The organism is Deinococcus aetherius, assembly GCF_025997855.1.
In the GTDB taxonomy this organism is placed as follows: domain Bacteria; phylum Deinococcota; class Deinococci; order Deinococcales; family Deinococcaceae; genus Deinococcus; species Deinococcus aetherius.
This window is the reverse complement of sequence record NZ_AP026560.1, coordinates 36,243-59,643: the sequence shown is the minus strand read 5'-3', so window position 1 is coordinate 59,643 and position 23,401 is coordinate 36,243. Positions and strand designations below refer to the sequence as shown.

Here is a 23,401-nt window from a genome sequence, read left to right as displayed (position 1 = left end):
CCTCACCCCCCGCCGGGCACCCCCGCCTCCGCGAAGGTCCGCATCTCGCGCAGGGTGGCAGCGGCGGCGAGGAGCAGCGGCGCGGCGAGGACCCCGCCCGTCCCCTCCCCCAACCGGAGGCCGAGGCGGAACATCGGCCTCAACCCCAGGTGCGCGAGTTGAGGGGCGTGCCCGACCTCCGCGCACTCGCCCGCCGGGAACAGGAAGCCCCGCAGGGCCGGGGCGAGCGCCACCCCGACGAGGGCGGCCGAGCCCTCCACGAAGCCGTCGAGAATGACCGCCCGCCGTGACGCCGCCGCCTGGAGCATCACCCCCAGCATCGCCGCGATCTCGAAGCCGCCGAGGTCGGCGAGGACGCCCAGGGGGTCGCCGGGGTCGCTGCCGTTCCGGGCCAGGGCTCGCCGCACCGCCTCCACCTTGCGCCCCAGGGTCACGTCGTCCACCCCCGTCCCCCGGCCCGTGACGAGCGCGGGGTCCCGGCCGAGCAGCCGGGCCGTCATCGCGGCGGCGGGCGTGGTGTTCCCGATCCCCATCTCGCCGGGGACGATCAGGTCGGCGCCCTCCTCGATGGCCCGGCGAGCGAGGGCCGCGCCCGCCAGGATCAGGGTGGTCGCTTCCTCGCGGGTCATGGCCGCCTGACAGCGCAGGTCGCGGGTGCCCCGCCGCACCGCCGCGCGCACGAGGGCGGGAGAAGGGGGCAGGTCGGCGTTCACCCCCGCGTCCATCACGTACACCCGCGCCCCCACCGTCCGGGCGATGGCGTTCACGGCGGCGCCGCCCGGCCCGGCGGGGGTGTCAGCCAGGAAATTCGCCACCATCGCGGGGGTGACCTCGGGGGGGTAGGCGCTCACCCCGCCCCCCTCCGTGTCAGGTTGGGCGACCCCGTGGTCCCCTGCCGCCACGATCACCGCCACCCCGCGCGGGTGGGGCCGGTCCGTTCCGAACACGCCCGCGAGCCGCACCCCCAACTCCTCCAGGTCGCCGAGGGCCCCGGCGGGCTTGGTGAGTTGCGCCTGCCGCGCGCGGGCCGCGTCCATCGCGGCGGAGTCGGCGGGCTGGACGGCGTGGACGAGGGCGGCGAGTTCGGGGGGGCAGGGGGGGGTGGGCATGGGGCTCCTTCGGGGGAAGTGGTTAGTGGGGAGTGGTCAATGGGAAAGGCGCGGGCTTGAGCCGAACGGGCAGCCCGCTGACGAGCAGCCACGCCTCGTCGCTCGCGGCGGCGGCCCGCTGGTTGACCCAGCCGAGCACGTCCCGGAAGCGGCGGGCGAGGGCGTTGTCGGGGACGATGCCGAACCCCACCTCGTTCGTCACGAGGACGGTGAGGCCCCCTCGCGCGCGGGCGGCGGCGAGCAGGGCGCCCGCGCGGGCGAGGATGGCGTCGTCGTCCAGATCGGCCAGCAGCAGGTTGCTCACCCACAGGCTCAGGCAGTCGAGGAGGACGGTCGGGGTGGAGGCGGCGCGCAGGGCGGCGGGAACGTCGAGCGGTTCCTCCACCGTCAGCCAGCCTGCCGGTCGGTCGGCCCGGTGGCGATTGATGCGGTCTTCCATCTCCGCGTCGAAGGCCTGGGCGGTGGCGAGGTAGGTGACGGTCTCGCCGGAGGCGGCGGCCCGCCGCTCGGCAAAGGTACTCTTGCCGCTGCGCGCCCCTCCAGTGACGAAGACGATCACGTCCCCTCCCCGGCGAGCCGCTGGATCAGGGGCCAGTCGAGGCTCGCCTTCACCCGGGCGGCGATGGCGTCGAGGCGAGCGTCCAAGCTGTCGAGCGCCCGGGGAGGAGTCAGGCTTGCCCAGCCCAAGAAACGTTCGAGGTAGGCGGGGTTTTCGAGCAGGCCGTGGAGATAGGTGCCCCGCACGTTGCCCGATCTCCAGAGCAGGCCCGGGGCGAGTTCCTGCACGCCCGGCCCGGCGACGGTCCGCCCGTGGTGAATCTCGTACCCGCTCAGCCTCAGCCCCGTCTCCGCGTCGGTGAGGGTGGTGAGCAGGGTGGTCTTCTCGGAGGCGAACTCGGTCGAGAGGTCGAGGAGGCCGAGGCCGGGCACCTCTCCCCCACCCTCCACGCCGTGCGGGTCGCCGACCGTGTGGCCGAGCATCTGGAGGCCGCCGCAGACGCCGAGGACCGGCACCCCGGAGAGCGCGGCGCGGGTGACGGCCCCCGCCAGCCCGGCTGCGCGCAGCCACGCGAGGTCAGCGGCGGTGCTCTTGCTCCCCGGCAGGATGACCGCGCGGGCGCCCTCCATCCCGGCGGGCGTGGACACCCAGCGGGCGAGCGGGCCCAGCGGGGCGAACTCGTCGAGGTTCGACACGCGCGGCAGCCGGGCGATGGCGACGAAGCCGCCGTCCGCCCCTGCCTGCGGGCCGTCGAGCGCCACCCCGTCCTCCTCGGGCAGGGGGAGGTCGAGCATGGGCACGACGCCGACGGTGGGCACGCCGGTCTGTGCCTCCAGCCACTCGGGGGCGGGCGAGAGCAGCCGGGGGTTGCCCCGGAAGCGGTTGAGGACGAAACCGCGCACAAGGGCGCGTTCCTCGGGCGTGAGGCAGTGCCAGGTGCCGAGGAGGTGGGCGAAGGCCCCACCCCGGTCGATATCGCAGGCGAGGAGGACCCCGGCGCGGGCTTCGAGCGCTACCCGCATGTTCACGATGTCGCTGGAGCGCAGGTTGACCTCAGCGGGGCTGCCTGCCCCCTCGATGACCACCACGTCGTACTCGTCCAGGAGGCTGTGCAGCGCCTCGCGGACGTGCGGCCACAGGTGCGCCTTGCGCTCGCGCCAGCCCAGGGCGGTCAGGTCGGGGTCGGCGCGGCCCAGCAGGACGACCTGGGAGCGGGTGTCGGCCTCGGGCTTGAGGAGGACGGGGTTCATCCGCACGTCGGGGACTACTCGCGCCGCCCGCGCCTGCACGAGTTGCGCCCGGCCCATCTCCAGCCCGGCGGGGGTGACGCCCGCGTTGTTGCTCATGTTCTGGGCCTTGAAGGGGGCCACCCGGTAGCCCTCGCCCACGAGCGCGCGGCAGAGGGCGGCGGCGAGGTAGCTCTTGCCCGCGTTACTCGTGCAGCCCTGAATCATGATCGCCCTACCCATGTCGGCCTCCCCCCGGCACATCCCGCACGGCCATCACCAGGCGCGCGTTCTCCTCCGGCAGGCGGGTGGACACACGGATACGGTCGGGCAGGCCGTAACTCGCGCAGTCCCGGACCTTCACGCCGCGCTCCAGCAGATCCTCCGTGACGCGTGAGGCGTCCCCGACCCTCAGGGTGAGGTACGGGGTGCCGTGGTGCTCGACCGGGCCGAAGTTCGAGAGCGCCGCCGCGAGGACGCGCGCTTCCCGGGCCACGCGGGGCAGCGTTTCCCCCAGAAACCCCTCCCCCTGGGGCAACGCGGCGAGGACGGCGGCGGTCGAGGCGGGGAGGTGCCACGCGGGGGCCAGGTTGTCGAGGCGGGCGGCCACCTCCGGGGAGGCCAGCGCGTAGGCGGGCCGCGCGCCGACGAGCCCGTGCGCCTTGCCGGGCGAGAGCACCCGCACCACGGCGGGGTGGGGGGGTAGGGTCGGGGCGGCGGTGAAGGGTGCGTACGCCTCGTCCACGATCAGGAGCGCCCCGGCGGCGTGGCAGGCGTCGGCGAGGCGGCCCAGTTCCTCCGCCGTGTGCGCGTGCCCGGTGGGGTTGTGGGGGTGCCCGACGTACACGAGCGACACCCCGGGCGTGATTCCGGCGACAGCCCGCTCAGACGTCGTCACCCGCACCCCGGCGCCGACGAGAGCGGCGGCGCGGGCAAGTTCGCCGAAGGGGGCATGAACGCTCAGCAAAGTTCCGCCTGGCGGCAGGAAGGCGCGGGCGAGGCGATGCAGCAGGTCGGACGCGCCCACCGAGAGGGCCACCCCCTCCGCGTCCCAGACGTGCCACCCGGCGAGGCGGGCCCGCACGTCCCGGTAGGTCGGGTCGGGGTAATGGGCGTGGTCGGCGGCTCGAATCGCCTCCACGAGAACGGGGTTGGGACCGTACGGGGTGGCGTTCACGCTGAAATCCAGCCCGGTGAAGGGGCGGGAGGTCGGCCCGCCGTGTGGGGCGCGGGGCAGGAGGGGCGGGAGGAGGTCGGTCACCTACGCCCCCTGCGGGGTGCGGGCAGCAGCAGCGAGAGCACGGCGAGCGCGAGCGTCCAATGGGCAAGGCGCAAGGCGCGTGGCACGTCTGCCGCCTCCGGGTCCCGTCCGCCCGAGTTCAAAACGTACACCCCCCGCTTGTCGAGCCGCACCCCGAGCGCCCCCGCGAAGGCGCTCATGGGATGACCCGCGTTCGGGCTGGGGGTGGCGGGGGCGTCCCGCCGCCACCCCCGCCACGCGCCGGGGAGATCCAACCCCGCCGGAAGGGCCGCGAGGACCGCGCACAGGGCCGTCAGCCGGGCGGGCGCGAGGTTGAGGAAGTCGTCGGCGCGGGCAGCAGGCTTCCCCGCGTGTTCGAGGTCGGGCGTGCGGTAGCCCCATATGGCGTCGGCGGTGTTCGCGTACCGGTAGAGGGCGGCGAGGGGCAGGCCGCCCGCGCGAAACATCAGCAGGGGCGCCACCACGCTGTCCGAGAGGTTCTCCGCGAGGCTCTCGACGCAGGCGCCCGCCACCTCCGCCTCGCTCAACTCTCCCGTCTCCCGGCTGACGAGGTGCCACGTGAGAAGCCGCCGCGCCTCAGGGAGATGCCCGGCGGCGAGGGCGGCGTGGACTTCCCCCACCGCCCCGAACAGGGCCCGCCGCGCGAGGAGGGGTTTGAGGAGAACGCCGCGCGTGACCCAGGCGCCCGCAAGGCGTTCGGCCAGCCACCCCGCGCCCGCCGTCAGGCCCGCCCCGAGGGCCCACCACGCGCCCCCCTCGGTGAGTTGCCCCAGAGGTGTCCTCGCGCGCCAGCGGCCCCGCGCCCCCTTCAGGAAAGTTCCCATCCAGACCACCGGATGCACGCTCGCGGGCGGCTCCCCCAGCATGTCCAGCGCGAGGGCGAGGAGGAGGGCCGACCGCCTCCCCCTCACCCGCAGGTCCCCGCCAGACGGCGCCTCCATCAGCGGGTCCGTCCCGTGGGGCGGCGGGCAGGTGAGGACACGGGGAGCCCACCTCCACCCTCTGCCCGGAGCCGTTCACCCGGGCGTAAGCGGCCCGCACCGGCGAGAGGATGAGGACGCGGTGCTGGAACTCGTGTCCGTGCAGGACGGTCCCCAGCGGGGCGGGCGGCGAGGTCGGGCCGCCTCACGCGGGGGCCCCCAGGGTCGTGAGTTCCGCCCCCAGCGCCCCGGCGAGTTGCGCCGCCCGGCCCAGCCGCACGTGCCCCGTCTCGGTGTCCACGACGAGGGCGGACACGCCGCGCAGGGCACGGGCCGCGCTGAGAGCGTCGGCCCAGGCGTCCCCGCCCGCCGTGAGCGGCACATTCGCCCGCCCGTCGGTGAACAGGACGAGCTGCGCCCCCCGCTCCCCCACCAGCACCTCGGCGGCGAGGGTCAGGGCGTGGGCGAGGGGGGTGCGGCCCCCGGTCGGCGCGGCGGTAATGGCAGCCTCGGCGGCCTGCGGGTTGGGGGTGAAGCTGAGGGCAAGCGTGGCCCCCGTCGCCCGGAAGGTCACCAGGGCCACCCGGTCGCGGCGCGTCTGCTCGTGTAGGAGGCCGAGCATCGCCCCCTTCACCGCCCCCATCCGCTCGCGCGTGCCCATGCTGCCGCTCGCGTCCGCGACGAAGAGGACTCGCCGCCCGCCCGTCTCCTCGCGGACAGGGGCGTGGAAGTCCTCACGGCGCAGGGTGACCATGCCGCCCCCGCCGACCGCCGTGCGGGTCAGGGCGGCGCGCAGGGTGTCGGGAACGGCGAGGGTGACGGGCTGGGGGTCGGGGACGGCGCGGACGGTGCGGCCTGGGGTGCCCTCGCCCCGACCCGCGCCCGGAGCGGCGGAGACGGGCGGGAGGTTGAGGCGGGCGGTGTTCGCGGTGGGCGCGAAGACCTCCTCGGGGCCGTCCGTCGAGGGGACCTGTGAGGATTCCTGCGGCATGTCCGTCTGGGGTGGTGGAGTCTCCTGCGGCGGAGCGGGCAGTGGGGGTGGCAGCGGCGGCGTCCTGGGATCACGGCGGTGCGTCAGCACGAGGGGCGCGACGCGGTGCAGGTCGCCTTCCCGCACCTCCTCCCGGCCCTCCAACGCGGCAAGAGCCCGTGCGGCCCGGTGCAGCACGAGGTCGCCACGCAGGCTCCGCACCCCCGCCCCGGCACTCAGGGCGGCGATGGTGTCCAGGAGTCCATCCGGCATGACGACACGAGGCAGCCGGACACGGGCGGCGGCGAGGCGTGCGGCGAGGGTTTCCTCCTCCCCTCGCCACTCCTGCACGAAAGCGGGCGGGTCGGCCTCGAAGCGCATCCGTCGCCGCACGATCTCCGCCCGCTCCCCTGGCGCGGCGGGCGCCTGCACGTCCACGCACAGCCCGAAGCGGTCGAGGAACTGAGGGCGCAGCCCTCCCTCCTCCGGGTTCATGGAGCCGACCAGGGCGAGGCGGGCGGGGTGCTCGGCGCTCAGGCCGTCGCGCTGCACCCGGTTCACCCCCATCGCCGCCACGTCGAGGAGCACGTCCACGAGGTGATCGGCGAGCAGGTTCACCTCGTCGATGTAGAGCACGCCGCCGTGAGCGGTGGCGATCAATCCTGGCCGCAGCCGCACCTCGCCCCGCAGCGCCGCGTCGAGGTCGAGGGTGCCCACCACCCGGTCCTCGGTCGCCCCGAGGGGCAGGTTGACGAAGGGGGCGGGCGTGCCGTCCGGTGCGGGGGGCAGCAGGGCCGCGAGCCCGCGCGCCGCCGTGCTCTTCGCCGCGCCCCGGTCGCCCCGGATCAGGACGCCGCCGATGTCGGGCGAGACGGCCAGCAGCGAGAGGGCCAGCACGAGGTCCGGCTGGTGGGCGACGGCGGAGAGGGGGTAGAGGGGAACGGTCATGGGCGACCCCCCGGTATTAACGCAGGATGGGCGCCTGTGGATAGGAGGTGACGCTCTCGTCGAGCGTGACCAGCCGCAAGCCTTCCTCCAACGCCTGCGCGACGAGCATCCGGTCGAAGGGGTCGCGGTGGGCCCAGTCGAGCGCCTCGGCCCTGATGGCGTGCGCTGGCATGATGTTCAACACCTCGGCACCCAGGCTGGCGGCCACTGCGGGAAAGTCGGTCAGGAGTGGGGCGGCCTCGGGCAACTTTCCCGCGTGGTGTTTGATGGACATCTCCCAGGCATTGACAGCACTCAGGATGATCTGATGCTCCGGGTCGAGCAGTCGGGCGCGCAGGGAGGAGGGCAGAAGGTCGGGTTTGAGCGTCACCCACAACAGGATGTGGGTGTCGAGGAGCAGCCTCACTCCCAGTCCGCCAGTTCTTCCTCACTGAGAGGGCGCATGGACTCGCGGGCGAAATCCTCGGTAATTTCGACCTGTCCGGCCAGGAAGCCGAACTCACGCTGCCGGGTCGGCGCCAGAGGCACGAGGCGTGCGCTGGGTTTCCCAGCCCGGGCGATAATGATCTCCTCTCCCCGCTCCGCACGCTCCACCAACTTTGAGAGGTGTGTCTTGGCTGCATGGATGTTGACGATCTCAGGCATGAGCTAAGCTTAGTCGAACTGACCCAAAGGAACGTGAGGGCGCTCATCCCCCCACCCGCCCCACCTCGCCCCGCCCCTCCAGCAGCCCCTCGCTCTCGGCGAGGAGGTTCTGGAGAGCGTTCAGCGTCTCCGCCTCCGGCCTCCACAGCTCGCGGGCGTGGGCTTCGAGCAGTCGCCCGGCGATGGCATTCAGCGCCCAGGGATTCGACTCGCGCAGGAAGGCCTGGTTCTCGGGATCGAGGGCGTAGGTCTGCGCCACCCCCTCGTACATGAAGTCGTGGGCAATCTGTGCCGTCGCGTCGAAGCCGAAGAGGTAGTCCACCGTCGCCGTCTGCTCCAGCCCGCCCTTGTAGCCGTGGCGGCGGATGCCGTCGAGCCACTTGGGATTCACCACCCGCGAGCGGTACACCCGCAGCGCCTCCTCCCCCAGGTCACGCACGCGCGCCCGCTCGGGGTTCGCCGTGTCCCCGAAGTAGTGCCGGGGCTGGGCGCCGCTCAGGGACCGGACCGACGCGATCATCCCGCCGAAGAACTGGAGGTAGTCGTCGCTGTCGAAGAGGTCGTGTTCGCGGTTGTCCTGGTTGTGCAGCACGAGCTGGGTGACGGCGAGGCGGGCGCGGAAGTCCTCGCGGGCGTCCGTTCCGGCCTCGGCGGCGGTGTAGGCGTACCCGCCCCAGTTGACGAAGGTGCGCGCGAAATCCGCGTCATCCTTCCAGTTCCCCTCGTTGATCAGGTCGAGCATGCCCGCCCCGTAGGTGCCCGGCGCGCTGCCGAAGAGGCGGTAAGCGGCGCGTGACTGCGCCTCCTCAGGGGGCAACTCGGCGAGGCGGCCCGCCAGGTCGGCGAGGTAATGCTTGCGCGGGTAGTTCTGTTCCTGGGGCTCGTCGGCCTGCATGGCGAGGTTCACCGCCTCGTCGAGCAGGGAGATCAGGTGCGGGAAGGCGTCGCGGAAAAAGCCGCTGATGCGCACCGTCACGTCGATGCGGGGGCGGCCCAGCTCCTCCAGCGGGATGAGTTCGACCCCCGTCAGGCGGCGGCTCTGCGGGTGCCACACGGGCCGCGCGCCGAGCAGCGCCAGAATCTGCGCCACGTCGTCCCCCTGCGTCCGCATGTTGCTCGTGCCCCAGACGCTGATGGCGACGTGTTCGGGGTAGGCGCCCGCCTCCTTCAGGTGCCGCTCCAGCACCTCCCGCGCGAGGTTGCTCCCCACCGTCCACGCCGCCTGCGAGGGCAGGGCGCGCGGATCGACGGCGTAGAAGTTCCGCCCGGTCGGCAGGATGTGGGCGAGGCCGCGAGAAGGAGCGCCGCTTGGCCCGGCGGGGACGTAGCGCCCCGAGAGGCCCGCGAGCAGGTGGGTGATCTCGTCGGTCGTGGCGTCCAGATTGGGTTTGAGCACCCGGCAGGCGTAATTGAGTGTGGCGGGCAGAGTGCCGAAATGGTCCAGCGAACCCAGCGTGAGGGCGAGCGCATCAGGGACAGCAGCGGGGTCGAAATTTCGTGCCTGGAGCGTCTGGTAGAGGTGCAGCGCCAGTTCGTCGATGAGTTCGAGCGCGTCGCCGTGGGTCAGGACGGGGCGGCCCGCGAGGTCGCTGAGGTCTGGAGTTTTGCTCCCTCTCCCCTCGTGGGACTGGTACAGCTCCGAAGGAGAGAGGGCCGGGGTGAGGGGGCCCATCCGCGACTCCCCCGTCAACCTCCCCCCCGGACTGTCCAGCAGCGCCCCCAACTCCAGCCCCAGCACCCCCGCGAGCCCCGCGTGCAGCCCCGGCACCTCGGCGTTCGCCAGCCGTGTCAGGGCGCGCAGCATCTCGGGTAGCTGTTCGCCGCGCGGCGGCTGCCCCAGCACGTGCAGCCCGTCCCGAATCTGCGCCATGCCCAGTTCGCACAGGTAGCCGTCGATGTCTTCAAGCAGGTGCGCCACGTCGGGGCCGTTCATCTCGGTCAGGGTGACGGGCACGCCCTCGGGGGTGAAGGCCTCGTCCCACTCGTGCACGTGGTCGCCGTGGTCACGCCGCAGCATAGTGCCCAGGTCCGTGCCCAGGTTGGCCCGCTGCACGAGGTCCCAGATCTGCCCCTGAAGGAGCGGCAGCTTCGAGGGGTCGAGGAGTTCGAGCTGGTAATACTCGTCCACCAGCGCGGCGAGTTCGGCAAGCGGCCCGTAGGTGTCGGCCCGGGTCAGCGGCGGCGGCAGGTGGTCGAGGACAGTCGCGTGCGCCCGCCGCTTGGCCTGGGTACCCTCGCCCGGGTCGTTGATGACGAAGGGGTAAAAGAGGGGCAGGTCGCCCAGCAGGGAGTCGGGGAAGCATTTCGCGCTCAGCCCTACCCCCTTGCCCGGCAGCCATTCGAGCGTGCCGTGCTTGCCGACGTGAACGATGGCGTCCGCGCCGAAACCCCCCTGCTCGGGAGGCTCGCGCAGCCAGCGGTACAGGGCGTGGTAGTGGTGGGTGGGCGGCAGGTCGGGCGTGTGGTAGATCGCGTCCGGGTCCATGCCGTACCCGCGCGGCGGTTGCAGGGCGACAAACATCTTGCCGAGGTACAGCCCGGCCAGGGCGAGGGCGCCGTCGTGGACGTAGGCCGACCCCGGCGCCTCGCTCCACTGCTGCCGCATCCGGCGTTGCTGTGAATCGGGGAGGTCGGCGAACCACGAGCGGTAGAGGTCCGCCGGGACGTGCGCGGCAGCCTGCGCGAGTTGTCCGGGCGTGAGTTGCGTCGTGTCATACGTCGTGCGCGCGAGGAGGGCGTGCATGAGTTCGTCGCTCGTGTCCGGCAACTCGCCCACGTCGTACCCTTCGGCCTCCAGCGCGCGGAGGATGTGCAGGAGGGAGGCGGCAGAGTCGAGCCCCACGGCGTTCCCCACCTGCGACGCCTTCGCGGTCGAGTTGGTGAAGACGAAGGCAAGCCGCTTTTCGTGGTTCGGCAGGTGACGCAGGCGGGCGAGCCGGACGGTGATGCCAGCGAGGCGGGCAGTGCGTTCGGGATCGGCGACGAGGCGCGCGGCGTCCCCCGCCTCCTTCTCCTTGAAGGCGAAGGGCACGCCGATGATGCGCCCGTCGAACTCGGGGAGGGCGACGTTCATAGCCGTGTCAAGTGGGTTCAGCCCCCGCGCGCTCGTCTCCCAGGGGCCGCGCGCCCCGCCGCTCGTGATGCCCTGCACGACGGGCACGCCCAGCCGCGAAAGCGCGCCGACGTTCGCCCCCGCCGCCGTTACGTCCCCCGCCTGCACGTCGGCCATAGCGAAGGAGAGGGTGGAGATCAGGGCGTCTATCTGCCCCCGCAGCAGGCCGAAGGCTTTCGGGTCCCCGTTCCCGTCCACGTCCTTCAGGCTAGTCGTGAAGACGGGCAGGGCATCAGCCCCCGCCTCATCGAGTGCAGTGACGAGCGCATCGACAAAGGCCGTATTGCCGCTCAGCGCGTGCGCCCGGTAGAGCAGGACGCCGACGGCGGGGCGGCCCGGGGTGCGGAGCCGCTGCCAGTCCTCCAGCGTCGCGTTCTCCGGCAGGTCGGGGTGATGGATGCCGTGTTCGGGCAGGGCAAGGGGCGGCTGGGCCCCGTACCCCGTCAGCCGCAGCGTGTCGCTGAGGGACAGCAGGAGTTCGCGCGTGTTCTGCCACCCGCTCGCGGCCAGGTACGCCCGCGCCGTGTCGAGCGTGTGCGCGGGCGCGAGGCTGAGGGCCGCCAATTCCGTATCCGGCTCATTCGTGCCGCTGACAAGGAGGAGGTGTTGCCCTGCCCGGCGCACGTGGTCGAGCAGCAGTTCCGCCCCCGGCACCGCCGAGAACTTCCCGTGAATCCGCACGAGGACGATCTCGGCCTGCCCCACCGCACCGGAAAGCAGCGTCGCCATCTGCGCCTCCGAGCGGACGCCGCCCAGCGCCACCCCCGTCAGCGGGCCGAAGTCGGGGGGCAAGGTCTCCTGCGCCGCGCGGAGGTTGAGGAGGTCCGTGTCCGCATGGGTCAGGAAGGCGAGCCCGGAAAGTTCGGCGGGTGCGTCCGGCGTGGCGAGGGGCAGGGGGACGGTCCCGGCAGGCGCGCCCCCCGCCGCGTCCCACGCGTAATAGTTGAAGGTGTACTCCACGAGTTCGGGCGGAGGCGGCAGATACCCGTCCGCGCTGAGCATCGCCTCGATGTAATCGAAGATGGCGCGCACCAGCCACGCGTCGTTCACCGAATGGAACCACACGTCGTGCCCGTCGAAGACGAGGTGGGCCACGTTGGCGAGCGAGCAGGGCCCCAGGCAGCCCCCCTTGGTGAGGTGGACGGCGTTCCTGATCTTGCGCCGGGTCCACTCCTCCTTGTAGACCTCGACGGGCGCGGCGGCGTACCCCTTATCCGTCCGACCGCAGCAGCAGCCGTGGAAGCAGTAACTCAGGTGCCCGCGCTTGCGGACCACGTTGATCGTGCGCCCGTCGGCCCGCGTCACGCGCTGTCTGGAATTGGTTTGCCGGGACGTGCTCATGCGGGCTGTCCTCCCCGTATTCCCAGGCGGCTCCAGACCCGCAGGGCGACGAGGGCCCCGAACACCACGAGGCCAAGGGGACCAGCCACCCCGCCGAGGTCCACCGCCGCGAAGCCCGAGAGGGCGAACAGCATGGAGAGTCCCACGACCATCCACCCCATCGCCCGTGAGGCCAGTGCGGAGCGGCGGGGGTCCGCATTCCGCCCCCTCTGAAGCTGCGCGGCGAGCAGGCCGTCGAACCCGTCCGCCAGCACCATCCCGAGCGTGAAGGTGAGCCCCAGGAGGAGCGGCGGGACGCTGTGCGCGAGCGAGAGCGCGGCGAGCTGGCTGCTCGTCTCCATGCCGACCGCCAGCAGCAGCCCCACGACGAACGGCCCGGCGGTGAGCAGGGGCGAGGAGCGGTGGGTGTGCGGAGCGGCGGGACGCGACAGACGCCAGAGGTTCAGCCCCGCCACCCCCAGGAAGAGGTACGGGGCGAGGCCGTCCAGCCCGAACCCTTCCCCCAGATCCCCGACCAGCAGCGCCAACACGGTCACGACGAGCCCGTGCCCCAGCCCGAAGAGCACGCCGGTCCAGCGGCTCGGCCGCAGCCGCGCGAAGCCGTCGATGGCCGCGAGGTGATCGGCGTCGAGGCCGTGCCGCAGCCCCAGCGCGAAGACGAGGGCGAGGGTGAGGGTCACCGGCTCCTCCCGAGGGGGCGCATCAATGCTCGATTCCCGCCTGCGCGCCGATCCCCGCGTTGTAGGCGTGCTTGACGGGCTGAATCTCACTCACGGTGTCGGCGAGTTCGATCAGTTCCGGCAGCGCGTCCCGCCCGGTGATGACGACGTGGAGCCCCGGGTCACGGGCTCTCAGGATCGCCTCCACGTCGGGCCAGGCGACCCAGCCGAACTTGAGGGGGTAGGTGAACTCGTCGAGGACCACGAGGTCGTATTCCCCGGAGAGGATCGCCGCCTTCGCCAGCTCCCAGCCGTGCGCGGCAAGATCGGCGGAGTTCTCCAGGTCGCGCGAGCGCCAGGTGAAGCCATCGCCCAGCCCCTCGTACTCCAGCCCCAGCACGTCGAGGGTGCGGTGCTCGCCGAATTTCGCGTTCTCATGCTTGAGGAACTGGAAGAGCCGGACCCGCAGCCCCCGCCCGTGCGCCCGCATCATCAGGCCCAGGGCGGCGGTCGTCTTGCCCTTGCCCCTGCCGGTGTTCACGATCAAAAGGCCCCGGCGCCCCCTGGAGAGGTCCTCGCGCTTCTGGTGGGAGTCACGGGCCTCGGCGAGTTCTCGCATCGCGGCCTCGCGGCGGGTGGCGGTCTCGGGGTCGGTCATTTCAGCGCCTCCGGGTGCAGCCACCGGATCAGGGCGCGCAGGGCGTCGGGCAGGCGGGGACCCGGGCGCGAGAGGGCGTCGCGTTCCTCGGGGTTGGGGGTGTACACGCGCCCGGCACGAATGGCCTGGAGCCCCGCCCAGCCGGGGCGGGTGCGCGCCTCCGCCAGCGGCACACCGACCATGACCTGCGGGTTCGCCTGCACGATGAGTTCGGGGTCGATCTTGGGGAAGTCCCCCAGCCGCGCGGGCACGATGGTCCGCCCCCCCGCCTTGGTGATCAGCGTGCCGATGAAGGAGTTCGGGCCGACGGAGTATGGCGCGGGGTCCACCTCGTAGTACGTGCTCACCTTGGGTAGCCGGGCAACCGTGGCCTGAAGGGTGTTCAGCTCGCCGCGCATCCGGGTGATCAGGTTCAGGGCCGCCGCCTCCCGGTTCGTGAGCTTGCCGAGCACCCCGATCTTCTCGAAGACCTCGTTGTACGTCTGGGCGCTGCCTCCGTACACGGTCAGGCCTGCCTGCTCCAGCTTCTGGGTCAGCCGCGAGCTGCTCGACTCGTCCGCCAGCACGAGGTCGGGCTTCAGCGCGAGGATCGCCTCGATGTCCGGCTGGAAGGCACTGCCCACCTTGGGGAGCCTGTCGGTGACCGCCCTGGGATAATTGCTGAAGCGGTCCACCGCCACGAGCCGTTCCCCCGCCCCGAGGGCCACGAGCGTTTCCGTGTGGCTCGGCAGCATGGAGACGATGCGCCGGGGCTCGCGGGTCAGGGTGACGGTGCGCCCCAGGTCGTCCCTGACCGTGAGGGGGTAGGAGGTGGCGAGGCCAGCGCCGGACAGCAGGGCGGAGAGGGTGAGCAATCGGGGAAGGTGACGCATGGGGAGAACTCCGGCGTGCGGGGCGGGCAGCGGGAGGGGGCGCACGGCGAAAGCCCGCTCCAGCCGGGGCCGGAGCGGGCATCACGGCGCAGGGCCGGGGGATGCGCGGTCGAAGCTGGCCCTCTAACGGCGAGAGGTGCCTCCGTCTGGAGGCGTCCCTGGGTGGCATTCGGGCTTGCGGGGCCAGGAGCCCGCTTACCGTTGCGCGACAGCGCCGGACTCTCACCGGACTTCCCCGACACCAGGTTCGGGCAGGGTAACAGAGGAAAGGGGGTCAAAGGCAACCCGGGGGACAATTCGGAACCTCACCCGGGCGGACACAGGGCCGTCAGCCACCAGTCTTCCCCCGCTCGCCGCAGGGTGGCAACGGTGCCGGGTGGGGCGGCGACGGCACGCAGACCGACGGTCAGGCGCAGGGCTGCCCGGACGGGCCCGGCGTGGGTGAAAGCGACGACCTCGCCGGAATCGGGAAGGGTGGCGAGCCACTCCCAGACGCGGGCATGGAAGGCCCGGCCCGTCTCCCCTCCCGGAGCCCCACCGTCCGCGCCGGGGTCATCCAGAGCGTCGATCCAGGCGCGCGGCGCGTCCCCGAACGTCTCCTCCAACTCCGCCCAGGTCCGCCCCGCTATGACACCAAAGCGGGCCTCCGCAAGGGCCGGGGTGGGAACGGCCTGAGTGAATCCGGCGAGCATGGCAGTCTCACGCGCACGGCGGCTGGGGGAGGTGAAGGCCGCCGCGTGCGTGGGCAGGCGCAGGGTTCGGGCGAGGTCGCGACCTTCCGGGGAGAGCGGCGCGTCCTCGTCCTCGCCGGGATAGCGGCGCTCGGCGTTGGGAAGGGTGGGCGCGTGGCGGACGAGGTGGAGGGTCAGCACGCCCTCACCCCCGCCCCCATGCGAAGGCGCACAGGGCGGCGAGTTCCGCCGTCACGACGACGAGCCCGTAGGTGTCGCCGTTCAACCCCCCGCCGAGCCGGGCGGCGGCGAAACGGGCGACGAGGAGCGCGGCGGCGAGCCCGGCGAGGGTGGCCACCCACGCGCCCGGCAGCAGCAGGGCGGGCAGGGCGATCAGGAACGCGGCCCCCCAGCGCCCCTCCCGCGAGTGGGCCCCCAACGACTCCTGCCGCGCGGCCGGGTACAGGTTCATGGGCGCGAGGAGCACCGTCCGCGCCACCACCGCCGCGACGACCGGGGCATAGGCGGGGATCGGCGCGGCCAGCAGACTCCACAGGGTCAGCAGCGCGAGTACGCCGACGGCGAGGCCGAACGCCCCCACGTGCACGTCCCGCAGAATCTCCAGCCGCCGCTCGGGGCTCTTCATGGCGAACAGGGCGTCGGCGCTGTCCACCAGCCCGTCGAAGTGCAGCATCCCCGTGACCGCCAACCATGCCCCCACCGCCAGGGCCGACTGCACCCCGTCCGGGAGGGGCAACGGGAACCACAGCAGGAGGGCCACCACCCCGCCCACCGCGTACCCGGCGAGCGGGTAGTAGGCGCTCGCCCGCGCGAAGTCTCCTTCCCTCACCTCGCGCACGTGCGGCAGGGGCAGCGTGGTCAGGAAGGTCAGCGCGAGGTGGGCGGCGTCGAGTTGGCGCCGCCAGGGGGAGCGGGGGTCGGTCATGGACGAATCACGAGGGGGATGGTGGCACAGGGAGGCGGTGGATGCTGGGCGAGCGGGGCGTTTCGCTCCTCCCCCTTGAGGGCGGAGGCCGGGTGGGGGTGAACGGGCGGGGTGCCCCGGTAACGTGGTCGGTGCGACTCCCTCTTCTCACCCACCCAACCGCGCACTCCCTCTCACCCGACGGGCCCGCACCGCCTGGACCAGCAGCGCCAGCGTGAACTGCACCCCCAGCACTCCCGCGATCACCCCCGTGATGCTCGCGTCGAGGGCGAGGGCGAGGGCGTAGCCGACGGCGCTGGCACTCAGGCCCGCCAGCAGGGTGAGCCCCAGGGCCTGCCGCAGGCGGCGGGTGAGGAGCAGGGCGGTGGCGGGGGGCACGATCATGAAGGCGACGACGAGCACCGCCCCCACCGCGTCGAAGGCCGCCACGGTCGTCAGCGCGACGAGGGTGAGGAGCGCCCCGCCGATCAGGGCGGGCGAGAAGCCCAGGGTGCGCGCGAGGCACGGGTCGAAGGTGCTCAGCCGCAGCTCCTTGAAAAGCAGGCCGACGAAGAGGGCATTGACGAGCAGCATCCCGCCTATCAGGAGCCACCCCACCGGCAGGCCGAGCCACCCGGTGCGAAAGGGCGTGTACGCGATCTCTCCGTACAGCACGGCGTCGAGGTCCAGGTGAACGTTGCTGTAGTTCAGGCTCACCGCGATCACCCCGGCGGCGAAGAGCGCGGGAAAGACCAGCCCCAGCGCCGCGTCCGCCTTCACCCGTCCGCTGCGCGTGAGGAGGGCGGTCAGGGCCACCGTGACGAGCCCGAAGAGCGCCGCCCCCACGAGCGCGGGCAGCGTGGCGAGGCTGCCGCCCGTCACCCAGTATCCCGCCACGATGCCGGGCAGGGCGGAGTGGCTGATCGCGTCGCTCATCAGCGCCTCCCGCCGCAGCACCAGGAAGAGGCCCAGCAGCCCGCACGCCCACGCCACGAACACGGCGGTCACCACGATCACGAGGTCGAAGTCGAGGGGGAGCGGCGCGGGGGTCATGCCCGCCCCCCGGAGTTCGACCCACGCAGGAGCCGGGCGCGAACCCGCCGCTGCCGGACCACCCCGGCGAGCACCCCCCGGCGCGGGGCGACGAGCAGGGACAGCACCGCGAGCGCGGTCGCGGCGAGCACCGTCACGGCCCCCGTCGGCAGGCTGCCCGCACCGGGGGAGACGCTCAGGCCCAGCCCGGCCCCCAGCGCCCCGCTGAGCGCCCCGAGGGCGCCCGCGAGCCCCAGCATCCCCGAGAGGCTGCGCGTCCACTGCCGCGCGGCGACGGCGGGGGCGATCAGCATGGCGGCCATCAGCACCACCCCGACCGTCTGGAGGCCGATCATCACCGCGAGGACGGTGAGCGCGGTCGAGAGCGCGGTAAGCGCCGGAACGGGCCAGCCCTGCACCCGCGCGAAGTCCGGGTCGAAGAGGGTGACCTTCAGCTCCTTGTGGAGCAGGGCGGCGGTGCCCAGCGCCAGCGCCCCGAGGAGGGCGAAGCGGATCACGTCCCCCTGCGTCAGCGCGGCGGCCTGCCCGAAGAGGAACTTGTCGAGCCCGGCCTGCGCGGCGTTCCCGCCCTTGCCGATGGCGGTGAGCATGGCGATCCCGACCCCGAAAAAGGCGCTGAAGGTCACCCCCAGGGCGGCGTCCTCCTTCAGGCGGCTGTACCGCAGGATGGCGAGCGCGAGCAGCGAGGCGGCGAGCCCGCTCACCCCTCCGCCGAGGAGCAGCCCCAGCGTGTCGCGCGTGCCCGTGAGCAGGAAGGCCGCGCAGATGCCCGGCAGCGCGGCGTGGGCCACGGTGTCCCCGATCAGGCTCTGGCGCCGCAGGACGCTGAAGGTGCCCAGCGTGCCCGCCACGAGCCCCAGCAGCGCCGAGCCGAGCAGGATGCTCCGCAGGGTGTAGTCGCCCAGGAAGTCGAGGGGCGTCATGTCGCCGCCCCCGGCAGGTCCCCGGCGAGGGCGGCGGCGAGGGCCCCGTGGCGTTCCCCGTACGCGGCGCGCAGGTTGGCCGGGGTGAAGGCCGCCTCGGTCGACCCGCTGGCGACGAGGGAGACGTTGAGCAGGGCCACGTGGTCGAAGTAGTCCCGCACCGTGTCGAGGTCGTGGTGGACGGCGACGACGGTGCGGCCCTCCCGCCGCAGCTCGCGCAGCACGTCCACGATGGCCCGCTCCGTCACCGCGTCCACCCCCGCGAAGGGCTCGTCCATAAAGGTGAGGTTGGCCTCCTGCGCGAGAGAACGGGCCAGGAACACCCGCTGCTGCTGCCCGCCCGACAGCTCGCTATCTGCCGCCCGGCGAGGTCGGCGAGGCCCACCCGCTCCAGGCAACTCAGGGCCGCCGCCCGCTCGCGGCGCCCCGCGCGACGCAGCCAGCCCAGCCGCCCGTACAGGCCCATCGTCACCACGTCGAGGGCGCTCGCCGGAAAGTCCCAGTCCACGCTCGTCCGCTGGGGCACGTAGGCCACTCTGGACCACACCCGCGCGAGGGGCTGCCCGAAGAAGAGGGCCTCGCCGGAAAGCCGGGGCACCAGGCCGAGCGCCGCCCTCAGGAGGGTGCTCTTCCCCGCCCCGTTCGGCCCGATGATCGCGGTCAGGGAGGCGGCGGGCACGTCCAGCGAGACGTTCCACACGGCGGGCTGCTCGCGGTAGGCGACGCTCAGGTCACGCAGGGCGAGGGGCGGGGCGGGGTGGGTTGCCGCCAGGGGCCCGTCGGCCCCGAGGGTCACGGTCATTTCAAAGCCTCCACGATGGTCCCGATGTTGTGCCGCACCATCCCGAGGTAGGTCCCCTCGGGCGTGCCGCGTTCCCCGGCGGCGTCGGCGTACAGCTCGCCGCCGACCTCCACCTCGTGCCCGCGCGCCCGGGCCGCCTCACGCACCGCCTGGACGGCCCGGGGCGAGACGGTGGACTCCACGAACACGGCCCTCACGTTCCGCTCGGCCAGAAAGGCGGCGAGGGACCGGACGCTTTGCCCGCCCGCCTCGGCGACGGTGCTGATGCCCTGGAGGCCGCGCACCTCCACCCCGTAGCGGCGCGAGAGGTAGCCGAAGGCGTCGTGCGCCGTCACCAGGACCCGCTGCCGTTCGGGCACGCTGCGGAACAGGGCGGCGGTCCAGGCGTCCAGCTCCTGCAACTCGGCGAGGTAATCCTTCAGGTTGGCCTCGTACACGCTCCGTCCGGCAGGGTCCACCCGGGTCAGCGCCTCCCCGGTCGCCCGGGCGGCATAGGCCCACAGGGTCGGGTCGAACCACACGTGGGGGTCGTGCGCGCCGTCCAGGGTGAGCAGCCGGTCTTCCGGGATGGCCTCGGAGACGGCGACGCTGGGGACCCGGGCGTTCAGGGCGGCCAGAATGTCCACCATCTTGCCCTCCAGGTGCAACCCGCCGTACAGCACGAGGTCCGCGTTCGCCAGCCTCCGCACGTCCCCGGCGGAGGCCTTGTAGAGGTGGGGATCGACGCCCGGCCCCATCAGCCCGGTCACCCGCACCCGGTCACCGCCGAGTTGCGCGGCGAGGTCGGTGATCATGTTCACGGTGGTGACGACCCGAACGCGCCCGCCTGGCACGTCCCCGTCGCCCGGCGTGGCCGCACAGGCCGTCAGGGTGAGGGCCAGCAACGTGGCGGGGAGAAGCGCCCTCAACCCTCCACCTCCCCCGCGTGGACCCCCACCTGCGCGGCGACGCCCAGGGCGAGGGTGAGGGGCAGGTCCCCCGACAGGAGAAGGGTCAGGGTGCCGAGCGCGGCGTCGATCCGCTCCACCCGCACGGAAACACCCGGCGTGAGCCCCGCCGTGACGAGGGCGCGGAGCTGGGCCGGGTCCGTGTCGGGCACGCGGGCGACCGTGGCCGTCTCCCCGGGCGCGAGCTGGATCAGGCGGCGTTCGGCACGCTCGGGCACCTCCCCGGCAAGGGTCGGGATCGGGTCGCCGTGCGGGTCGTGGGTGGGGTCGCCCAGCCACGCGGCGATGCGCGCCTCCAGCCGCTCGGAGAGGACGTGCTCCAGCCGCTCGGCCTCCTCGTGAACCTCGTCCAGGGGCACTCCCAGGGCCCGGTGAAGGAAGAGTTCGAGGAGGCGGTGGTGCCGCAACACCTCCAGCGCCACCCGCTGCCCCTCGCCAGTGAGCTGTGCCCCCTGGTACGGCGCGTGCGCCACCAGACCCTGCTCGCCGAGCTTGCGCAGCATTCCCGTCGCACTGGCGGGCGCCACGCCCAGCGCCTCCGCAAGAGACTGCGTGTTCACCTTGCCGTGCTGCCCCAGCACGTACAGGTGTTTGAGGTAATCCTCGGCGGAGGGAGAGAGAGTCAGAGCCGACATGCTCCGATTTTAGGTTCGACTAAAAAATTGTCAAGGCTCTTGAGGACTCAGGATGAGGCTCCTCCTGTCCGGCCTGGCCCTCGAATGCAGGGAACTTTTCCGCCCTGTCCCCGCTCCTACTCTGTGAGGTGACCTTGACCCGCCCTCCTCCCGACACCCTGGGCGAGCTGACCGACGCGGAGCTGGTGCTGCTCGCCGCGCACCCCGGCCCACGCCGGGAGGCGGCGTTCGAGGCCCTGGTGCGGCGGCACGCCCCGCGCGTTCACCGCCTCGCCTCGGGGCTGGTCGGGCCGGGGACGGCGGACGACGTGGTGCAGGAGGTATTTATCAGCGTGGACCGGAACCTGGGGGGCTTTCGCGCCGAGGCGCAGTTCTCGACCTGGCTGCACCGGGTCACCCTCAACGCCTGCCACCGCCTGCTCGCCGCCCGCGTCCACCTGCCCCTGGACGAGGCGCCCGAGCCCCCCGCCCCGCACAGCCCCGTCCGGGCCGGGGAGCAGGCCGACCTGCGGGCCCGCCTCGCCCGGGCGCTCGCGCAGCTTCCGCCCGAGCAGCGCGAGGCCGTCAGCCTGCGCGAACTCTCGGGCCTCGACTACGCCGAGATCGCCGAGGTGACGGGCGCGGAGGTGGGCACGGTGAAAAGCCGCATCCACCGGGGCCGGGCGGCGCTGCGGGCGCTGCTGGCCGGGATGGGGGTGACGCCTTGAGGGGGAGGACGGAAGTCAGAGCACAGAGGGGGAAGCGACATGGATGATGGGGAACTCGACACGTTGTTCGCACGGGCCCGGCAGGAGACGCCCGGGGACGCCGGGGCCGCCGAACGGTTCCTGGCATGGCGGCGGGAGGGGCAGGCGGCGGAACGGGTCCCGGCGCCTGCCCCCCGGTCCCGGACGGCCCGCTGGCCCGCCCTGCTCGCGGTGGCCGCCGTCCTGACGGGCGCGCTCGTGCTGCGGCCCGCGCCCCCGCTGCCCCCCAGCGCCGCCTACGACGCTTACGAGGGCACGCTCGGGGAAGGGTGGTGAGGGCGGTGCGTCGGGCACGCTTCCCCCTGCTCCTGCTGATGCTGGGCCTGTCGGGCGTGGCGCATGCCAGCGACGCGGACGACCTCGCCTCCGCCCTGCGGCAGGCCCGGACGCTGGCGGCGCGGGGCACGGCGGAGGTGAGCGTGTACTTCCCTCCCCGCGCCGCCTCCACCCCCGGGCCGACCCGCACCGCCGACCGCCTGCCGGTGGTGCCGTTCCGCCCGGCGCTGATCAATCAGCACTTCACGGTCACCCGGGCCGACGCTCCCCCGGTCGCTGGCCGCGACGTGACCCGTTTCGACCTCACGCCGAAGGTGGGGCAGGCCGCCTGCTGGACCCTGTGGGTGGACCGCGCGTGGAACGTGCCCCTCGCCTTCGAGGAACGCGGCGCGGACGGCACGCTCGCCCGCCGGGCCGTCTTTACCCGGGTGAATCCTCGTCCGGTTCGGATAAATCGTCTGGTTCCTCCCGTTCCGGCGGGGCTGCGGGCAGCGGTCCTGGCCGCGCTGCCCGGCCTGCGCCTCCCGCCCGGCTTCATGCCCACCGGAATTTCCGCGCGGGAGAACGGCGGCCTCAAGGTCACCCTGGGCGACGGCGCGAACGTCCTCGCGCTCGTCCTCGCGCCCCGGAACGTGCGCGCGGCCCCCGGCGTCGCCTCGCGGAGGGTGGGGGATTCGTTCGTGTGGCTCGTCGGCAACCTCCCGGACGGGCCCCTGCGGGCGGCCCTGGCGGACATCCGGGCGGTGGACGGGGGGAGGCTGGGAACTTTCGTGCGGGAGAACGGCTCCAAGGAGTGAGGCCTCGACCCCACCCCCTTTCCCGGAGACCCCATGCCCCTGACTCCCCACACCCGCCCCCTCACCGCCGCGGACGCCGCCCACCTGCTGAGGCGCACGGCCTTCGGCGGGACCCAGGCGCAGACCCGCGCGCTCACCGGACGTGACGCCCGCGAGGTGGCCCGCGAGCGGCTCGCCTTCACGGACGCGGCGGCCCCCGGCAACCCCTTCGACCCGACCGACGCGGCGACGCCCGGCGCCGGAGTTCAGCTTACCCGCGCTGCGTGGCTGTTCGAGCTGCTCTACGGCCCCCACCCCCTGCGCGAGCGGCTGGCGCTGGCCTGGAGCAACCATTTCGTGATCGGCACGGACAAGGTGCGCAACGTGCCCATGCTCGCCTCGTACCTCGCCCTGCTCAGGCGCCACGCGGCCACGGGCGACTTCACGCGCTTCGCCCTGGAGGTGGCACAGTCCCCGGCGATGCTGCGCTACCTTGACAACGCGCAGAACCGCCGGGGCAAGCCCAACGAGAACTTCAGCCGCGAACTCCTCGAACTCTTCACGACCGGCATCGGCCACTACACCGAGGACGACGTGCGCGAGGGGGCCCGCGCGCTGACGGGCTGGACCTACGAGGGCGGGCGCGGCAACAAGAACTACCTGGAGGAGACCCGCTTCGTCTTCCGGCCTGCCCAGCACGACGCGGGCCGCAAGACCTACCTCGGGCACGGCGGCAACCTGACAGGCGAGGACGTGGTGCGGCTCGCCGCCACCCATCCACAGACGGCCACGTTCGTCGCCCGCAAGCTCCACCGCGCCTTCGTGCGCGACACCCCCGACGAGCGGGCGGTGGCGGCGAGCGCCGAGACCTGGCGCCGCACGAACGGCAACGTCCGCGCGGTGCTGGAGGAACTGCTGGGCAGCGAGGTCTTCTACGCCCCGGAGAACCGCTCGGCGGTCATCCGCAGCCCGGTCGAGTTCATCGTGGGGGCGGTGCGCGCCCTCGGGCAGCCAAAGCTGGAGCCCAAGCAGATCCTCAACCTCGCCCAGACGGCCGGGAAGATGGGCCAGCTCCTCCTCCAGCCCGACACCGTGAAGGGCTGGGACGGCGGGCGCGAGTGGATCAACGACTCCACCCTGCTGACCCGGATGCAGGTCGCGGCGGCGCTGACCCTCGGTCCCCAGGCGCCGCAACTCGCCGAGCCGCCCTCCCTGCTCGCCCTGCTGGGCAGCGAGCGTCCACCCCTGACCGCCGCCCTGGACGGGCTGGGGCCGAAGCAGCGGACGTACCTGGCGCTGATCAGCCCGGAATTTCAACTCGCCTGAGAGCCTGTTTTAAAAGTCGGCCCCGGCTTCTGACGGGCACGATGAGGGCGAGGTTGTTGCTCCCCTCCCCCCGGCGGGACTGGTACAGCTCGCACCGCGAG

The 23,401-nt window shown here is 73.0% G+C and carries 23 protein-coding genes and 1 pseudogene; 4 read left to right on the top strand and 20 right to left on the bottom strand.

All coding sequences use genetic code 11. The annotated features are described in order from the left end of the window. Positions 1-2 precede the first annotated feature (2 nt). The 20 genes and pseudogenes from cobT to DAETH_RS00190 all read right to left on the bottom strand — a co-directional run bounded on the left by cobT (position 3) and on the right by DAETH_RS00190 (position 20,176). A complete protein-coding gene (cobT, locus tag DAETH_RS00285; protein ID WP_264775977.1) occupies positions 3-1,109 on the bottom strand; it encodes a nicotinate-nucleotide--dimethylbenzimidazole phosphoribosyltransferase in 1,107 nt (368 codons plus the stop codon). Between the two features lie 22 nt (positions 1,110-1,131). Next, positions 1,132-1,668: a bifunctional adenosylcobinamide kinase/adenosylcobinamide-phosphate guanylyltransferase gene (cobU, locus tag DAETH_RS00280; protein WP_264775976.1), complete on the bottom strand. Its 537-nt coding sequence runs from the start codon at positions 1,666-1,668 to the stop codon at positions 1,132-1,134. Next, on the bottom strand, positions 1,665-3,077 hold the full coding sequence (locus DAETH_RS00275; protein WP_264775975.1) for a cobyric acid synthase: 1,413 nt from the start codon (positions 3,075-3,077) through the stop codon (positions 1,665-1,667). The genes cobU and DAETH_RS00275 overlap by 4 nt, the downstream gene beginning before the upstream one ends. After that, positions 3,070-4,095, bottom strand: a complete 1,026-nt coding sequence (locus DAETH_RS00270; RefSeq protein WP_264775974.1) for a pyridoxal phosphate-dependent aminotransferase — start codon at positions 4,093-4,095, stop codon at positions 3,070-3,072. Before DAETH_RS00270 ends, DAETH_RS00275 begins: the two co-directional genes overlap by 8 nt. Beyond that, positions 4,092-5,036 (bottom strand): CobD/CbiB family cobalamin biosynthesis protein, encoded by a 945-nt coding sequence (locus tag DAETH_RS00265; RefSeq protein WP_264775973.1) that lies wholly within the window; start codon positions 5,034-5,036, stop codon positions 4,092-4,094. Before DAETH_RS00265 ends, DAETH_RS00270 begins: the two co-directional genes overlap by 4 nt. Positions 5,037-5,220: 184 nt before the next feature. Then, complete coding sequence (locus DAETH_RS00260) at positions 5,221-6,933, bottom strand: VWA domain-containing protein (RefSeq protein ID WP_264775972.1); 1,713 nt, start codon at positions 6,931-6,933, stop codon at positions 5,221-5,223. A gap of 16 nt (positions 6,934-6,949) precedes the next feature. After that, entirely contained in the window at positions 6,950-7,339 is a 390-nt protein-coding gene (locus tag DAETH_RS00255) for a type II toxin-antitoxin system VapC family toxin (RefSeq protein ID WP_264775971.1), read from the bottom strand. Then, a complete protein-coding gene (locus DAETH_RS00250; protein WP_264775970.1) occupies positions 7,336-7,578 on the bottom strand; it encodes a type II toxin-antitoxin system Phd/YefM family antitoxin in 243 nt (80 codons plus the stop codon). Before DAETH_RS00250 ends, DAETH_RS00255 begins: the two co-directional genes overlap by 4 nt. Before the next feature lie 43 nt (positions 7,579-7,621). Next, on the bottom strand, positions 7,622-12,031 hold the full coding sequence (locus DAETH_RS00245; RefSeq protein ID WP_264775969.1) for a cobaltochelatase subunit CobN: 4,410 nt from the start codon (positions 12,029-12,031) through the stop codon (positions 7,622-7,624). Next, a complete protein-coding gene (locus tag DAETH_RS00240) occupies positions 12,028-12,711 on the bottom strand; it encodes a HoxN/HupN/NixA family nickel/cobalt transporter (protein ID WP_264775968.1) in 684 nt (227 codons plus the stop codon). Before DAETH_RS00240 ends, DAETH_RS00245 begins: the two co-directional genes overlap by 4 nt. 22 nt (positions 12,712-12,733) lie before the next feature. Next, entirely contained in the window at positions 12,734-13,348 is a 615-nt protein-coding gene (gene cobO, locus DAETH_RS00235; RefSeq protein ID WP_264775967.1) for a cob(I)yrinic acid a,c-diamide adenosyltransferase, read from the bottom strand. Beyond that, positions 13,345-14,220, bottom strand: coding sequence for an ABC transporter substrate-binding protein (locus DAETH_RS00230; protein WP_264775966.1), 876 nt, complete (start codon positions 14,218-14,220; stop codon positions 13,345-13,347). Before DAETH_RS00230 ends, cobO begins: the two co-directional genes overlap by 4 nt. A 305-nt stretch (positions 14,221-14,525) precedes the next feature. After that, positions 14,526-15,092, bottom strand: a complete 567-nt coding sequence (locus tag DAETH_RS00225; RefSeq protein ID WP_264775965.1) for a histidine phosphatase family protein — start codon at positions 15,090-15,092, stop codon at positions 14,526-14,528. 4 nt (positions 15,093-15,096) lie between these two features. Then, a complete protein-coding gene (locus DAETH_RS00220; RefSeq protein ID WP_264775964.1) occupies positions 15,097-15,837 on the bottom strand; it encodes an adenosylcobinamide-GDP ribazoletransferase in 741 nt (246 codons plus the stop codon). 147 nt (positions 15,838-15,984) lie between these two features. Continuing rightward, entirely contained in the window at positions 15,985-16,869 is an 885-nt protein-coding gene (locus tag DAETH_RS00215) for a metal ABC transporter permease (RefSeq protein ID WP_264775963.1), read from the bottom strand. Beyond that, positions 16,866-17,792, bottom strand: coding sequence for a metal ABC transporter permease (locus DAETH_RS00210; RefSeq protein WP_264775962.1), 927 nt, complete (start codon positions 17,790-17,792; stop codon positions 16,866-16,868). Before DAETH_RS00210 ends, DAETH_RS00215 begins: the two co-directional genes overlap by 4 nt. After that, the gene (locus DAETH_RS00205) at positions 17,789-18,070 is read right to left on the bottom strand and encodes a hypothetical protein (protein WP_264777457.1); all 282 of its coding nucleotides are present in this window, start codon (positions 18,068-18,070) and stop codon (positions 17,789-17,791) included. Before DAETH_RS00205 ends, DAETH_RS00210 begins: the two co-directional genes overlap by 4 nt. 42 nt (positions 18,071-18,112) lie before the next feature. Then, positions 18,113-18,594: pseudogene (locus DAETH_RS00200) on the bottom strand (metal ABC transporter ATP-binding protein); the annotation flags it as partial. Next, a complete protein-coding gene (locus DAETH_RS00195; protein WP_264775961.1) occupies positions 18,591-19,502 on the bottom strand; it encodes a metal ABC transporter solute-binding protein, Zn/Mn family in 912 nt (303 codons plus the stop codon). The pseudogene DAETH_RS00200 and the gene DAETH_RS00195, both read right to left, overlap by 4 nt. After that, positions 19,499-20,176: a metal-dependent transcriptional regulator gene (locus DAETH_RS00190; RefSeq protein WP_264775960.1), complete on the bottom strand. Its 678-nt coding sequence runs from the start codon at positions 20,174-20,176 to the stop codon at positions 19,499-19,501. Before DAETH_RS00190 ends, DAETH_RS00195 begins: the two co-directional genes overlap by 4 nt. A 128-nt stretch (positions 20,177-20,304) precedes the next feature. On the opposite strand from DAETH_RS00190, the gene DAETH_RS00185 reads away from it, so the two are divergent. Genes DAETH_RS00185 through DAETH_RS00170 form a run of 4 tightly spaced genes read left to right on the top strand, consistent with a single transcriptional unit; the run spans position 20,305 to position 23,300 of the window. Next, on the top strand, positions 20,305-20,883 hold the full coding sequence (locus DAETH_RS00185) for an RNA polymerase sigma factor (RefSeq protein ID WP_264775959.1): 579 nt from the start codon (positions 20,305-20,307) through the stop codon (positions 20,881-20,883). A gap of 39 nt (positions 20,884-20,922) precedes the next feature. After that, complete coding sequence (locus tag DAETH_RS00180; RefSeq protein WP_264775958.1) at positions 20,923-21,198, top strand: hypothetical protein; 276 nt, start codon at positions 20,923-20,925, stop codon at positions 21,196-21,198. Then, on the top strand, positions 21,195-21,995 hold the full coding sequence (locus tag DAETH_RS00175; RefSeq protein WP_264775957.1) for a LolA-like protein: 801 nt from the start codon (positions 21,195-21,197) through the stop codon (positions 21,993-21,995). The genes DAETH_RS00180 and DAETH_RS00175 overlap by 4 nt, the downstream gene beginning before the upstream one ends. Before the next feature lie 33 nt (positions 21,996-22,028). Further along, the gene (locus DAETH_RS00170; RefSeq protein ID WP_264775956.1) at positions 22,029-23,300 is read left to right on the top strand and encodes a DUF1800 domain-containing protein; all 1,272 of its coding nucleotides are present in this window, start codon (positions 22,029-22,031) and stop codon (positions 23,298-23,300) included. The last annotated feature ends 101 nt before the right edge of the window (positions 23,301-23,401 follow it).

Coding starts and splice junctions, on each gene's coding strand:
- cobT (WP_264775977.1), bottom strand. CDS start 1,109: ATGCCCACCCCCCCCTGCCCCCCCGAACTCGCCGCCCTCGTCCACGCC.
- DAETH_RS00275 (WP_264775975.1), bottom strand. CDS start 3,077: ATGGGTAGGGCGATCATGATTCAGGGCTGCACGAGTAACGCGGGCAAG.
- DAETH_RS00265 (WP_264775973.1), bottom strand. CDS start 5,036: ATGGAGGCGCCGTCTGGCGGGGACCTGCGGGTGAGGGGGAGGCGGTCG.
- DAETH_RS00260 (WP_264775972.1), bottom strand. CDS start 6,933: ATGACCGTTCCCCTCTACCCCCTCTCCGCCGTCGCCCACCAGCCGGAC.
- DAETH_RS00250 (WP_264775970.1), bottom strand. CDS start 7,578: ATGCCTGAGATCGTCAACATCCATGCAGCCAAGACACACCTCTCAAAG.
- DAETH_RS00245 (WP_264775969.1), bottom strand. CDS start 12,031: ATGAGCACGTCCCGGCAAACCAATTCCAGACAGCGCGTGACGCGGGCC.
- cobO (WP_264775967.1), bottom strand. CDS start 13,348: ATGACCGACCCCGAGACCGCCACCCGCCGCGAGGCCGCGATGCGAGAA.
- DAETH_RS00230 (WP_264775966.1), bottom strand. CDS start 14,220: ATGCGTCACCTTCCCCGATTGCTCACCCTCTCCGCCCTGCTGTCCGGC.
- DAETH_RS00220 (WP_264775964.1), bottom strand. CDS start 15,837: ATGACCGACCCCCGCTCCCCCTGGCGGCGCCAACTCGACGCCGCCCAC.
- DAETH_RS00215 (WP_264775963.1), bottom strand. CDS start 16,869: ATGACCCCCGCGCCGCTCCCCCTCGACTTCGACCTCGTGATCGTGGTG.
- DAETH_RS00210 (WP_264775962.1), bottom strand. CDS start 17,792: ATGACGCCCCTCGACTTCCTGGGCGACTACACCCTGCGGAGCATCCTG.
- DAETH_RS00205 (WP_264777457.1), bottom strand. CDS start 18,070: ATGGACGAGCCCTTCGCGGGGGTGGACGCGGTGACGGAGCGGGCCATC.
- DAETH_RS00190 (WP_264775960.1), bottom strand. CDS start 20,176: ATGTCGGCTCTGACTCTCTCTCCCTCCGCCGAGGATTACCTCAAACAC.
- DAETH_RS00180 (WP_264775958.1), top strand. CDS start 20,923: ATGGATGATGGGGAACTCGACACGTTGTTCGCACGGGCCCGGCAGGAG.
- DAETH_RS00170 (WP_264775956.1), top strand. CDS start 22,029: ATGCCCCTGACTCCCCACACCCGCCCCCTCACCGCCGCGGACGCCGCC.